The organism is Tabrizicola sp. M-4 (assembly GCF_051132405.1).
Classification (GTDB): Bacteria; Pseudomonadota; Alphaproteobacteria; order Rhodobacterales; family Rhodobacteraceae; genus Paragemmobacter.
In genome coordinates this window covers 2896087-2908983 of sequence record NZ_CP128606.1, presented here as the reverse complement: position 1 = coordinate 2908983, position 12897 = coordinate 2896087, and the positions used below count along the sequence as shown (strand labels likewise).

The 12897-nt window shown below is 66.3% G+C and carries 11 protein-coding genes; 5 read left to right on the top strand and 6 right to left on the bottom strand.

Translation table 11 applies throughout. The features are described from left to right. Window positions 1-3: 3 nt before the first annotated feature. From TabM4_RS14220 to TabM4_RS14195, 6 genes are all read right to left on the bottom strand, one after another. The gene (locus tag TabM4_RS14220; protein WP_434613626.1) at window positions 4-1299 is read right to left on the bottom strand and encodes a homoserine dehydrogenase; all 1296 of its coding nucleotides are present in this window, start codon (window positions 1297-1299) and stop codon (window positions 4-6) included. 100 nt (window positions 1300-1399) lie between these two features. Then, window positions 1400-1612, bottom strand: coding sequence for a hypothetical protein (locus TabM4_RS14215; RefSeq protein ID WP_434613623.1), 213 nt, complete (start codon window positions 1610-1612; stop codon window positions 1400-1402). 78 nt (window positions 1613-1690) lie between these two features. After that, entirely contained in the window at window positions 1691-2602 is a 912-nt protein-coding gene (locus TabM4_RS14210) for a pirin family protein (RefSeq protein WP_434613620.1), read from the bottom strand. A gap of 128 nt (window positions 2603-2730) precedes the next feature. Continuing rightward, window positions 2731-3315, bottom strand: coding sequence for a TadE/TadG family type IV pilus assembly protein (locus TabM4_RS14205; RefSeq protein ID WP_434613617.1), 585 nt, complete (start codon window positions 3313-3315; stop codon window positions 2731-2733). Between the two features lie 11 nt (window positions 3316-3326). Beyond that, window positions 3327-3857 (bottom strand): TadE/TadG family type IV pilus assembly protein, encoded by a 531-nt coding sequence (locus TabM4_RS14200; RefSeq protein ID WP_434613615.1) that lies wholly within the window; start codon window positions 3855-3857, stop codon window positions 3327-3329. Continuing rightward, window positions 3857-5527 (bottom strand): hypothetical protein, encoded by a 1671-nt coding sequence (locus TabM4_RS14195; RefSeq protein WP_434613612.1) that lies wholly within the window; start codon window positions 5525-5527, stop codon window positions 3857-3859. The genes TabM4_RS14200 and TabM4_RS14195 overlap by 1 nt, the downstream gene beginning before the upstream one ends. 566 nt (window positions 5528-6093) lie before the next feature. Here TabM4_RS14195 and TabM4_RS14190 point away from each other — a divergent pair. The 5 genes from TabM4_RS14190 (at window position 6094) to TabM4_RS14170 (ending at window position 12848) form a co-directional block, all read left to right on the top strand. Continuing rightward, the gene (locus TabM4_RS14190) at window positions 6094-7524 is read left to right on the top strand and encodes a Glu/Leu/Phe/Val family dehydrogenase (RefSeq protein WP_434613609.1); all 1431 of its coding nucleotides are present in this window, start codon (window positions 6094-6096) and stop codon (window positions 7522-7524) included. Window positions 7525-7693: 169 nt separating this feature from the next. Next, on the top strand, window positions 7694-8944 hold the full coding sequence (locus tag TabM4_RS14185) for a sarcosine oxidase subunit beta family protein (protein ID WP_434613606.1): 1251 nt from the start codon (window positions 7694-7696) through the stop codon (window positions 8942-8944). Window positions 8945-9119: 175 nt separating this feature from the next. Next, window positions 9120-9392, top strand: coding sequence for a sarcosine oxidase subunit delta (locus TabM4_RS14180; protein ID WP_434613603.1), 273 nt, complete (start codon window positions 9120-9122; stop codon window positions 9390-9392). Further along, the gene (locus TabM4_RS14175) at window positions 9389-12304 is read left to right on the top strand and encodes a sarcosine oxidase subunit alpha family protein (RefSeq protein ID WP_434613596.1); all 2916 of its coding nucleotides are present in this window, start codon (window positions 9389-9391) and stop codon (window positions 12302-12304) included. Before TabM4_RS14180 ends, TabM4_RS14175 begins: the two co-directional genes overlap by 4 nt. Then, window positions 12297-12848: a sarcosine oxidase subunit gamma gene (locus TabM4_RS14170; RefSeq protein ID WP_434613593.1), complete on the top strand. Its 552-nt coding sequence runs from the start codon at window positions 12297-12299 to the stop codon at window positions 12846-12848. Before TabM4_RS14175 ends, TabM4_RS14170 begins: the two co-directional genes overlap by 8 nt. Window positions 12849-12897 lie beyond the last annotated feature (49 nt).

Genomic DNA, 12897 nt, shown 5'->3' with positions numbered 1-12897 from the left:
CGGTCAGACTTCCTCGATCCGGATGGCCACCGGGGCGCCGACCAGCACGCCGGTTTCGGGGATGCGCGACAGGGCCCAGCCGATATCGGCGGGGGCCGCCTTGTGGGTGACGATCAGCACCGTGGCCTTGTCATCCGCCTCGCCCGGCTGGTTGATCTGGCGCATCTGGTCGATCGAGATGCCCGCCTCGCCGATGCAGGTGGCCACCTTGGCCAGCGCGCCGGGTTTGTCCAGCAGCGTCATGCGCAGGTAATAGGGGGCCGGTGTGGCGGATCTCGCCGCCACGGGGTCCACCAGCGTTGTGGCGGGTCGCCCGAAGGTGGAAAGGCGGATGCCGCGCGCGATGTCGATCACATCGGCCATCACCGCGCTGGCGGTCGGGCCTTCGCCCGCGCCGGGCCCGCGCAGCACGATCTGGCCCACGCTGTCGCCTTCCAGAACCACCATGTTCGTGCCGCCCTGCAACTGGCCCAGCGGGCTTTCGGCAGGAACGAGGCAGGGCGTCATGCGCTGTTCAAGGCCACGCCCCGTCATCTGCGCCACGCCCAGCAGCTTGATGTGATAGCCCATGTCATCGGCCATGCGGATGTCCTCGATGGAGACATTGCCGATGCCTTCGAGTTCCACCTTGTCGAAGCTCACGCGCGTGCCGAAGGCGATGGCGGCCAGAAGCGAGAGCTTGTGGCCTGCATCGATACCCCCCACGTCCAGATTGGGGTCGGCCTCCAGATAGCCAAGCTGGCGGGCCTCTTCGAATACGGTTTCATAGGGCAGGCCCGCATTCTGCATGCGGGTGAGGATATAGTTGCAGGTGCCGTTCATCACGCCCATGACGCGGCGCATCTGGTTGGCGGCCAGCCCCTCGGTCAGGGCCTTGATCACGGGGATGCCGCCCGCGACGGCAGCCTCGAAGCGGATGACGCGACCCGCGGCCTCGGCCGTTTCGGCAAGGCTCTGGCCGTGATGGGCGAGTAGCGCCTTGTTGGCGGTGACCACGTCCTTGCCTGCGGCAAGTGCGGCCTCGGTCGCGGCCTTGGCGGGGCCGTCATGGCCGCCCATCACCTCGACGAAGACGTCGATATCAGGCCGTTTCGCCAGCGCGACGGGGTCGGTTTCCCAGTCATAGGCAGAGAGGTCGGCATCGCGGTTGCGGCTGCGGTCGCGGGCCGAGACGGCGGTGATGGTGACGGGGCGGCCCGCGCGTGCGGCGAGCAGCTCTGCATGACGCTGCACGATCTTCACCACGCCGATGCCGACGGTTCCCAGACCGGCAAGACCGAGGCGAAGGGGCGCGGGCATGGGCTTCTCCGTAATTCAGCGGGGGCAGGGCGGCGCGGTCTGCGCATCTGCCGCCCTGTTAGCCGTTCGGCGCGGGGCTTGCAACGCAGAGGAGGGGGCCTCAGCCGGCTGCGGCCGCGCGGGCGCGCAGCGCCGTCCCGCGGGCCGAAAGCGCCTCGGCCGCCTCGGCATCCAGTTGCGGACTGTCCGCCGTCAGCAACTGCTCTATCGGCAGGAGCGGCGGCGGCGGCCCGACATCGCCCGTATCGATGAAGCCCGGCTGGCTGCATCCCGCCAGAAACGGCAGGCAGAGGAGGGCGGCGGTCAGGCGCATGGGCAGGCTCCGGCTGGGAGGCGGGCTGGGACGGGCCATCCTAGCCGGGGCTGCCCGGTGGCGAAAGGGCGCGCAGGGTCAATGCGCGGGGCGGATGAAGGTGCCGTTGCGCAATTCGGTCATCGCCTGCCTGATCTCGGCATCGGTGTTCATCACGATGGGCCCGTGCCATGCCACCGGTTCCTGGATCGGCGCGCCCGAGATCAGCAGGAACCGCAGCCCGTCGGGGCCTGCCTGCACCGTCACCTCGTCGCCGGTGCCGAAACGGACCAGCGTGCGGTCGCCCGACATGTCGCGGATGTTCACCTCCTGCCCGCGCACCTCTTTCTCCAGCAGCACGCCGGTCGGGGCAGCGGCGTCGCGAAAGCTGCCCTTTCCTTCGAAGACATAGGCGAAGGCACGGCGGTAGGTATCCACCTTGAAGGTCTTCCGCCGTCCCGGCGGCACGTAGATGTCGAGGTATTGCGGATCGGCGGCGATGCCGTCCACCGGGCCCGTCTTGCCCCAGAACGACCCCACGATCACCTTCACCACGGTGCCGTCATCATCCATGATCTCGGGGATGTCCTTGCCCTTCACGTCCTGATAGCGCGGCGCGGTCATCTTCAGGCTGCCGGGCAGGTTCGCCCAGAGCTGGAAGCCGTGCATCTGCCCCTTGGCATTCCCGCGCGGCATCTCCTGATGCAGGATGCCGGACCCCGCCGTCATCCACTGCACGTCGCCACCTTTCAGAAGGCCATGGTTGCCAAGGCTGTCGCCATGTTCCACCGCACCTGCAAGGACATAGGTGATCGTCTCGATGCCCCGATGCGGATGCCAAGGGAAGCCGCGCATGTAGTCGCGTGGGTCCTCGTTGCGGAAATCGTCGAACAGCAGGAACGGGTCCATCTTCGACGGATCGCCGAAGCCGAAGGCGCGGTGCAGATGCACGCCCGCCCCCTCATAGGTGGGCTGGGCGCGGTTTTCCTCAAGGATCGGACGGATGGACATGGTGCACTCCTGCGCGGCTGATCTGCCACGAAGCTAGGGCAGCCGTCCCGATCCGGCAACGCAGGCCCGCGCAGGGTCTGCGTGCCATGCCGCACAGATCGCAGCCCGCCCCCCGGGCGGGGCTGCCGTCAGCAGACGACGCCCGTCATGCAGAGCGTCGGCAAGAAGCGGGGGCGCATCGCCACCGTCTCACGGATCGAGTCGAGTTCGAGGATCTCGGTTACCGGCGAATAGGGCACGCGCACCTCGAACACGACCATGTTCGACCCCACCGCCATCATCGGGATGTCGGCCTCCACCTCTGTCAGTGTGGCCTCGGTCAGCGGCAGCATCACGTTGCCGGGCGAATAGGACCAAAGCACGTCAAGCCCCTGCAGGCCGAGCGGGCCATTCGCCGTGCGGCGGATGCTGGTCACCCGCACGCGGACATCGCTGCCGACGAGGTATTCCAGCGTCCGATCCAGCCCGTCGATGAAGGCGGGCGTCGCCGGGATCATCTCGCGCGACAGCATATCGGATACCGCATAGGCGGCCTTCTGCACGACATTCTGGGTCTTGTAGGCATCCCAGAAGGCATAGAAGCCCGTCATGCCCAACATCATAACCGGCACGATGAACAGCGCCTCGACCGTCATGGATCCTGACGTCCGGGCCGCGAAACGGCGCGTGGCGCGGCGCAGGCGGGCTGGAACAGCGGAAAGCAAGCGCATCATCCCGTCCTCCCTCAACTCGGTTCGTTCACGTAGACGGAGGAGACGGACAGCGCATAGCCGCCCTGCGCATCCAGATCCTCCATCGCGAAGCGTGAGGTGAGGAACAGCGCATCCACCGTCACGCAGACCCGGATCAGCATCAGGTCGTTCTGCTGGCCCGGCGTCACCTCGGTGACCGGCTGGATGATCTCGTCCTCGCGGGTGACGCAGGGTTCGTCCTCGTCGGGCATCAGGAAGGTGGCGCGGTCGATCTCGCGGATGTCGACGGCGGTGTTCTGGAAACAGTTCTCGACGAGGAAGACCTGATCGCAGATCTCTTGCCGCAGAAGTTCGGCATCCGGGTTCTCGTACTGGCCGAGCCTGAGGTTGCGGATCACCATGTCGGCGGCCCGGTCGATCCCGGCCCAGCGCGACATCATCAGTCCGCCTTCCAGCGTCGCCACGAAGATCGCGAACAGAAGCGGCACGAGGATCGCGAATTCGACCGTGGCATTGCCGCCTTCCTCGCGGAAGAAGCGTTTGAACGGGGTTGGCATCCGCATCAGTTCACAAGCCTCAGTTGCGTGATGTTGGTGGCGATGGCCTGGAAGGCCGCGTTCAACTGGTTCGTGCTGGTCGAGTGGAAGAAATGGCCCGTGGACGAGGCGCAGTTGCGCACTGTGTTGACGCCGCGGGTGGGGGCCGAAAAGGCGATGCCATAGATCAGCACGCCCTGCTGCTTTGTCAGGCCGCAGATGCTGGCCACTTCCTCATCCATCTCCGGCGTGCTGGTCGAGGTGCCGCGCTGGCTGCGGAAGTTGTTAAACCAAGTGTTGTACTGGTTCGTCCGCGTGGTGGAGGTGGTGCCCAAGGCGCGGGCATACATGTGCCATGCCGTCCAGCTGACGTTCAGTTCCTGCCAGACCTGCTGCCAGGTCATTTGCGTGCCCTGTGTGCCGGTGGAACCGCCCCAGGAGGTCGCGCGCCATTCGCCCGCATTGCTGTTGCGGTGGGGGACCCAGTATTCGTTGCTGCCTGCGCCCGACGGGCGGCCCGAAGTGTGCCGGATGGAGTAATTCCCGTCCGTGCCCTTGAAGATCGGCGACAGGCCGGTGCGGTAATTGTCATTCAGCCGCACATCGCCGAAATTCTCGCCGTCGGTCATCAGGACGACGATCTTCAGCGCGTCGCGCTTGGAATAATCGAAGGGACGGTCGCGGAATTCCGGCGGGATCACGCCCGTATCGACATATTCGTTGACGACGCTGCGGAATTGCGGGTCCAGCAGGGCCCCGCCCCATTTCATCCCCGCGTTGATCGAGGTCGCGCCGATCGCGGTGAGATCGTCGATGTAATCGTGCATGGCCGCGATGTTGTCATCCTGCAGGCGCACGATGTTCGAGGTCGAGGGCGGGCACCAGACGTTGCCGGCCGTGGGGCTGCGGCCCGTGGTGGAATAGCTGGTGGGGAAACTGCCCAACGTGGTGAAGGCATCGGCCCAGCCCGTCGCGGGCATGGCCAGCGTGCGGGCGATGCCGACGTTGGAATAGACCGAGGTGGGCATGTCCACGCAGTTCACATCCGCCGTGGCGGGCAGGCCCGGCACATGGGTCACGTTGAATTTCGTGCGCAGCGAGGGGCCAAGGTTGACCTGCCCGTTATAGGGAACGATCGCGATGGAAATGCGGTTGGTGTTATTGGCCAGCACGGTCGAGACGAAGTTCTTCGCCGCCGATTTCAACGCGGTCATCTTCGACCCGGCCATGGACCCCGAGACGTCCAGCACCATCACGATCTCGATGTTGGTCGCGCGCTGTTCGGCGACCGAGCGGCCGCCCACGTCGATCACATCCACGCCCGAGGCGCCCATGAACATGGTTTCCACCGGGATCTTGCCCTTCACCTCGACCGAGCGCTGGCCCGCGCCGTTGGTGACGATGATATCGGTGACGAAGGGCAGCATGTCGTCGCGGTCGACGCAGTCGCGCACCACATCGACCGGGTCCAGCGTCTGGCGCAGTGCGGCGGCGTTCAGCGCGCAACGGTCGAGCGATTGCGCCAGCGCGGCGCGCCGGTTCTCGGTGCGCATGAGGTCGACGGCCATGCCGGACATCAGGAAGAAGGTGGCGAAGAGGAACAGGCCGAACACGATGAGCGAGCCGTCCTCGCTGCGCCGGAAACGACGGAACGGCCGACCGAGGAGGGAGCGGAGAGAGGTGCGCATGTCAGGCATTCCCATGTTCAGTGGACGACGCCCCGGTTGCCCGGTTCGCCCCATCGTCATGCCCCCGGCGGAGGACGATGGGGAAGGCGTCGGCGGCTGGCAAGATTCGTAAACGCGCAGGCGTCTGCTCTGCGGAGGTGGTGAAACGATCGGCCGTTTCCCGCCGCAATTGTGGAAATCTTGCAGACAGTCCTTGGCGGGCCGCCCGAAGCCCAAGGATGGGTGATTCGTCCGGGATCGACCGCGCGACGATGGCCCCGGCCCTGCGTTGCAAGTGCGTAATCATCGGCATCCGTTCCCTTTTGACCTGCCGGAACGGCAGGAACACCCATCCGAAGGTCGGCGAAATTAACCTTCGTTAGGTGTGTCATTAACTTTTGTTAGGGGCGGGATTGCGGCAGGATTGGGAACATGGCGGGCAGATCGCGGCGGATTGCAGGCGTTTTCCCGGATCGGGGGCAGGGCAGTTAAATCCCTGTCAAAACGACCGTCCTAGCATCTGCCCGCAAGGGATCCGGCGTGGAGGCGCCGTCACGGGGCTGCGCCCCCCTTTCCGGCGCAAAAGGGAGGATGGCATGAAGCATTCCGGCGAACCCAGCTTTCGGGACAGCGTCGACCTGATGTTCAACCGCGCGGTGCGGCTGATGGACCTGTCTCCGGGGCTGGAGAACAAGATCCGGGTCTGCAACTCCACCTATACCGTGCGCTTCGGCGTGCGGCTGCGCGGCAAGATCGAAACCTTCACCGGCTACCGCTCCGTCCATTCCGAACATATGGAACCGGTGAAGGGCGGCATCCGCTATGCCTTGTCGGTAAGTCAGGACGAGGTGGAGGCGCTGGCCGCACTAATGACCTACAAATGCGCGCTGGTCGAAACGCCCTTCGGCGGATCGAAGGGCGGGCTGTGCATCGACCCGCGCGTCTGGGACGAACATGAACTGGAACAGATCACCCGCCGCTTCGCCTATGAACTGATCAAGCGCGACCTGATCCACCCCGCCCAGAACGTCCCCGCCCCCGACATGGGCACGGGCGAGCGGGAGATGGCATGGATCGCCGACCAGTATGCGCGGATGAACACGACCGACATCAACGCCAAGGCCTGCGTGACCGGAAAGCCGCCGCATGCCGGCGGGATTCAGGGCCGGGTGGAGGCGACGGGGCGCGGCGTGCAATTCGCCCTGCGCGAATTCTTCCGCCACAAGGAGGATGTCACCGCCGCGGGCCTGTCCGGCACGTTGGACGGCAAGCGCGCCGTGGTGCAGGGCCTGGGCAATGTGGGCTATCACGCCGCGAAATTCCTTTCCGAGGAGGACGGGGTGAAGATCACCGCCATCATCGAACGCGATGGCGCGCTGATCCTCGACTCCGGGCTGGAGGTGGAGGCCGTGCGCGCCCACATGGTGGCGACCGGCGGGCTGAAGGGTTTCCCCGGCGCGGAATACGTGGCCGATGGCGCGGCGGTGCTGGAAAAGCCCTGCGACATCCTGATCCCGGCCGCGATGGAAGGGGTGATCCATCAGGGCAACGCCGCCCGCATCTCGGCCCCGCTGATCATCGAGGCGGCGAACGGCCCCATCACCTTCGGCGCGGACGAAATCCTGCGCCAGAAGGGTGTGGTCATCATCCCCGACATGTATGCCAATGCGGGCGGTGTGACCGTGTCCTACTTCGAATGGGTCAAGAACCTGTCGCATATCCGCTTTGGCCGGATGCAGCGCCGCGCTGAGGAGGCACGCTCCCGCCTGATCGTCGAGGAGTTGGAACGGCTCAGCGCCGACAAGGGGCTGGGCTGGTCGCTCGCCCCGGATTTCAAGGAGAAATTCCTGACCGGGTCGGACGAGTTGGCGCTGGTGCGGTCGGGCCTCGATGACACGATGCGCACCGCCTATCAAGCGATGCGCGAGGTCTGGCACGGGCGCGGCGATGTCGAGGATCTGCGCACGGCAGCCTATATCGTATCCATCGGGCGGGTGGCGCAGACCTACCGGTCCAAGGGGCTGTGACGCCACGGGCGCGCGAACCCGCGCCGGGGCGCGGAACCGCAGACCCTACGGGCGCTTCCGAAAAGCGACATTATCCTGTCGCGGGCGGCAATGGCTTTGCGGGGCGGGGGTTGCATCCTCCGCCCCGCAACGCTTTGCTGGGCAGGCTGCTGCCAACGGGACGGATGGGATGCGCTATTCTGGGCTAAAGGTCATCACCGAAGGGCTTTTCGGCAACAAGGGCTGGAAACCCGCATGGCGCGACCCGGCGCCCAAGGCGGAATATGACGCGATCATCATCGGCGGCGGTGGGCATGGGCTGTCGACGGCCTATTACCTCGCCAAGAACCACGGCATGACCAATATCGCCGTGCTGGAGAAGGGCTATCTCGGCTCGGGCAATATCGGGCGGAACACCACGATCGTGCGCGCCAACTACTTCCTGCCGGGGAATTCGGAGTTCTATTCCCATTCGATGAAACTGTGGGAAGGGTTGGAACTCGACCTGAACTACAACGTCATGCATTCGCAGCGCGGCCTCATCAACCTGTTCCATTCCGACGGCCAGCGCGACGCCTTCGTCCGGCGCGGCAATTCGATGATCAATCAGGGCGACGACGCGATCCTGCTGGACCGCGAGGGCGTGCGCGAGATGCTGCCCTATCTGGATTTCGAACAGACGCGCTTCCCGATCTATGGCGGCCTCTACCACCCGCGCGGCGGCACGGCGCGGCATGACGCGGTGGCATGGGGCTATGCGCGGGGGGCCGACCAGCGCGGCGTGGACCTGATCCAGAATTGCGAAGTGACGGGGATCGACATCGAGGGCGGTCGCGTGGTCGGCGTGCAGACGACGCGCGGCGCGATCAAGGCGAAGAAGGTGGGGATGGTCGTGGCGGGGCGGTCAAGCCAGGTCGCCGCCATGGCCGGGATGCGCCTGCCGATCGAGTCCCACATCCTGCAGGCCTTCGTGACGGAAGGGCTGAAGCCCGTGATCGACCACGTGATCAGCTTCGGCATGGGCCATTTCTACATCAGCCAGTCCGACAAGGGCGGTCTCGTCTTCGGCGGCGATCTGGACTTCTACGCAAGCTACGCCTCGCGCGGCAACCTGCCGATGGTGGAGCATGTGATGGAGGCGGGCATGACGCTGATGCCGATGATCGGGCGTGCCAAGGTGCTGCGCTCATGGGGGGGCATCATGGACATGTCGCCCGACGGGTCGCCCATCATCGACAAGACGCATATCGACGGCCTCTTCGTCGATTGCGGCTGGAACTACGGGGGGTTCAAGGCCGTGCCCGCCTCCGGCTTCTGCATGGCCCATCTGATGGCGACCGGCGAAAGCCACCCCGTCGCCACCCGCTTCAAGCTGAACCGTTTCGCGACCGGCCATATCCTCGACGAGGAAGGCACCGGAAGCCAGCACAACCTGCACTGACCATGACCTTCCTTCCGCACCTGCGCCTTTGCCCGACCTTCGCCTCCGGCGGGGGTATTTGTTCCGAAACGAAGCAGCCTGTCTTCGTCTTGGCCCAAATACCCCGGGGTGAGGCCGAAGGCCGAGGGGCAGCGCCCCTTTGCAAGGTGGGCCGGAAGAACCTACGGGGAAAGATATGCGCCTGACCTGTCCGCTTTGCGGGGAACGCGACCGCCGCGAGTTCTATTACTACGGGGCGGAGGATTACCTGAACCGCCCCGCACCCGATGCGCCGCCGCAGGCATGGGACGACTACCTTCACAACCGCGACAACCCCGCCGGGCTGACGCGCGACCTGTGGTATCACGACATGGGCTGTTCCAGTTGGCTGATCGTCACCCGGGACACGGTGACCCATGAAATCCACGGCATCGAACTGGTCGCCGACCGGAAAGGCGGTGCGGCATGAGGCTGGAAGGCAAGGGTCTGATCGACCGCAGCAAGCCCGTCACCTTCACCTTCGACGGCAGGGCCTATCAGGGTTTCGTCGGCGATACGCTGGCCTCGGCCCTGCTTGCCAATGACGTGCGGCTGGTGGGGCGCAGCTTCAAATATCACCGCCCGCGCGGCATCCTGACCGCAGGCAGCGAAGAGCCCAACGCGATGGTGGAGATCGTCGAGGGCAACCAGCAGACCCCGAATGTCCGCGCCACCATGCAGGAACTCTTCGACGGGCTGGCAGCGCGCAGCCAGAACCGTTTCCCCTCGTTGCGGTTCGACCTGATGGGGGTGAATGACCGCCTTTCGCCCTTCTTCTCCGCTGGGTTCTACTACAAGACCTTCATGTGGCCGCGCCCCTTCTGGGAAAAGCTATACGAGCCGTTCATCCGCCGCGCGGCGGGCTTGGGCAGCCTGTCGGGCAAGCATGACGAGGCGCAGTACGAAAAGGCATGGGCCTTTTGCGACCTGCTGGTCGTGGGGGCGGGGCCTACGGGACTGATGGCCGCGCTGACCGCTGCGCAGGCGGGGGCGGATGTGATCCTCGCCGAAGAGGATGCCCGTATGGGCGGGCGCGTCATCTCGGACAATATCCGCGTCGACGGGCAGCCGGGGGCGGAATGGGTCGATGCCATGCTGGCCGAGTTGCGCGCCATGCCCAATGTCCGGCTGATGACGCGCACCACGGTGACCGGGGCCTATGACGACGGCACCTATGGCGCGCTGGAGCGGGTGGGCCTGCACCGCGCCCCCGCGCCGCATCTGCCGCGCGAATGTTTCTGGCGCATCGTGGCGCGGCAGACGGTGCTGGCGGCAGGCGCCTTGGAGCGTCCCTTGGCCTTCCCCGACAATGACCGTCCGGGGATCATGCTGGCCTCGGCCCTGCGCAGCTATCTCCACCGCTACGGCGTCGTGCCGGGGAGCCGCGTCGCCCTGATCGCCAACAACGACGCCGCCCGCGCCACGGCGCGCGACCTGATGGCGGCGGGGGTGAAAGTGGTGGCGATCCTCGACACGCGCCCCGATGCGGGGGCGGTGGAGGACTGCCCCGTCTATCTGAACGCGCGGATCACGGGGACGGCGGCGCGGTTGGGCCTGAGTTCCATCCGCTTCCGCCATGCAGGCGGCGAGGCGACGCTGGAGGTGGACACGCTGGGCGTTTCCGGCGGCTGGAACCCCACAGTCCACCTGACCTGCCACATGAACGGCCGCCCCGTCTGGCGCGACGACATCGCGGCCTTCGTGCCTGCGGCGAATGCCGTCCCGAAGCTGACGCCTGCGGGGGCCTGCAACGGGTCCTTCTCCACCACCGCCTGCCTGCGCGACGGGGTGGAGGCGGCGAAGGCGGCGCTGGCGGCGCTGGGCAAGACTGGGCCGGATATCGCTGTCCCGGTGGCCGAGGATGCGCCCTATTCGATCACGCCCTTCTGGGAGACGGAAGGGGCCGAGGGTCGGCAATGGCTCGACTTCGCCAATGACGTGACGACCAAAGACGTGAAGCTGTCCGCGCAGGAGAATTTCCGCAGCGTGGAACATATGAAGCGCTACACGACGCAAGGCATGGCCCCGGATCAGGGCAAGAACTCCAACCTGGGCGCCTTGGCCGTGCTGGCCGACGTGACGGGCCGCGCGATCCCCGAGACGGGGACGACGACCTTCCGCCCGCCATATGTCCCCACCTCCATCGCCGCGATGGGCGCGGGGGGGCGCGGGGTTGGCTTCGCGCCGCAGCGCTTCCTGACGTCCGATCAGGCCAGCCGCGACCGGGGCGCGCCGATGATCGAGGCGGGGCTGTGGTATCGCCCCAGCTACTTCCCCAAGCCGGGCGAGAAGACATGGCTCGAAGCCTGCAACCGCGAGACGCGGATGGTGCGGGAAACGGTCGGGGTGGCGGATGTGTCGACCCTCGGCAAGATCGACATACAGGGACGGGATGCCGCCCGCTTCCTCGACCTCGTCTACACCAACACCTTCTCCACCCTGCCCGTGGGGCGCGTCCGCTATGGCCTGATGCTGCGCGAGGATGGTCATGTGCTGGACGACGGCACGACGGCGCGGCTGGGGGAGTATCATTACCTGATGACCACCACCACGGCGGCGGCGGGTCTGGTGGTGCGGCATCTGGATTTCGTGCATCAGGCCTTCTGTGCCGGGTGGGACCTGCGGTTCATCTCAGTCACCGAAAGCTGGGCACAATTCGCCGTGGCGGGGCCCAAGGCGCGGGCGCTTCTGGCCACTCTGCTGGGCGAGATACCGGATCTCCCCTTCATGGGCGTCACCGACATCCGCATCGGCAGCGTCGCCGCCCGCCTCTTCCGCATCTCCTTCTCGGGCGAGGAAGGTTATGAAATCGCCGTGCCCACCCGCTATGGCGAGGCACTCTTCCGTGACCTGCTGGCCCGAGCCGAAACCATGGGCGGCGGCCCCTACGGGATGGAGGCGCTGAACGTCCTCCGGATCGAGAAGGGTTTCATCACCCATGCGGAAATCCACGGGCGGACGACGGCCTTCGACATCGGCATGGAAAAGATGGTCAGCGCCAAGAAGGATTGCATCGGCAAGGCTGCGGCGGCGCGTCCGGGGATGGTAGGGCCCGAACGGGATCAACTCGTGGGGCTGAAGGCGCGGCTGCCGCTGGCCGCGGGGGCGCATCTCTTCGTGCCGGGCGAAAAGGTGCATCGCGAAACCGATCAGGGCTATGTCACCTCCGTCTGCTGGTCGCCCACGCTGGAGGCGCATCTGGGGCTGGCCTTCCTGCGCAACGGCCGCGCGCGGCATGGCGAGACGATCCGCGTTGTCGATCACCTGCGCAAGATCGACGCGCTGGCAGAAGTCACCGATCCCGTCTTCCACGACAAGGAAGGAGTGAAACTCCGTGCCTGACCTCATCGCGAAAAGCGCCCTGTCGGGCTTTGCCCCGGTCACCCGTCAGGGCACCGTTCTGGCCGAGGGGCAGGGGGCGCGCATCACCTCCGTCGCGCCCTATCCGGGCCGGACGCCCCAGGTGGACGCGATCCTCGCGCCGCTGGGGCTGGCCTTTCCGGCACCGGGGATGCAAGCCTCGAACGGAAGCACCCGCCTGATCTGGAGCGGCCGCGACATGGCCTTCCTCATCGGGGCCGATGCCCCCCCCGGTCTGTCCGATCACGCGGCTCTGACCGATCAATCCGACGGCTGGGCGATCCTCAGCCTTTCCGGCCCGGCTGCAGCGGATGCGCTGATGCGGCCCGTGCCGCTCGACCTCCGGCTTGCGGCCTTCCCGGTTGGCCGGGCCACCCGCGCGCCCCTGAACCACATGCAGGCGATCCTCTCCCGTCCTGCACCGGATGCTTTCGAGGTGATGGTCTTCCGCTCCATGGCCCGCACCGCATGGGCTGAATTGGCCGAGGCGCTGGAGGTGCTGGAGGCCCGCGCCAAGTCATCCTGACGGGCGCGCGGGATTTCCGGCACCCGGGGGCCTTGCCCCCGGACCCCCA

Coding starts and splice junctions, on each gene's coding strand:
- TabM4_RS14200 (WP_434613615.1), bottom strand. CDS start 3,857: ATGCGGATGCCAACCCCGTTCAAACGCTTCTTCCGCGAGGAAGGCGGC.
- TabM4_RS14210 (WP_434613620.1), bottom strand. CDS start 2,602: ATGTCCATCCGTCCGATCCTTGAGGAAAACCGCGCCCAGCCCACCTAT.
- TabM4_RS14185 (WP_434613606.1), top strand. CDS start 7,694: ATGCGCTATTCTGGGCTAAAGGTCATCACCGAAGGGCTTTTCGGCAAC.
- TabM4_RS14215 (WP_434613623.1), bottom strand. CDS start 1,612: ATGCGCCTGACCGCCGCCCTCCTCTGCCTGCCGTTTCTGGCGGGATGC.
- TabM4_RS14195 (WP_434613612.1), bottom strand. CDS start 5,527: ATGCCTGACATGCGCACCTCTCTCCGCTCCCTCCTCGGTCGGCCGTTC.
- TabM4_RS14190 (WP_434613609.1), top strand. CDS start 6,094: ATGAAGCATTCCGGCGAACCCAGCTTTCGGGACAGCGTCGACCTGATG.
- TabM4_RS14180 (WP_434613603.1), top strand. CDS start 9,120: ATGCGCCTGACCTGTCCGCTTTGCGGGGAACGCGACCGCCGCGAGTTC.
- TabM4_RS14205 (WP_434613617.1), bottom strand. CDS start 3,315: ATGATGCGCTTGCTTTCCGCTGTTCCAGCCCGCCTGCGCCGCGCCACG.
- TabM4_RS14220 (WP_434613626.1), bottom strand. CDS start 1,299: ATGCCCGCGCCCCTTCGCCTCGGTCTTGCCGGTCTGGGAACCGTCGGC.
- TabM4_RS14175 (WP_434613596.1), top strand. CDS start 9,389: ATGAGGCTGGAAGGCAAGGGTCTGATCGACCGCAGCAAGCCCGTCACC.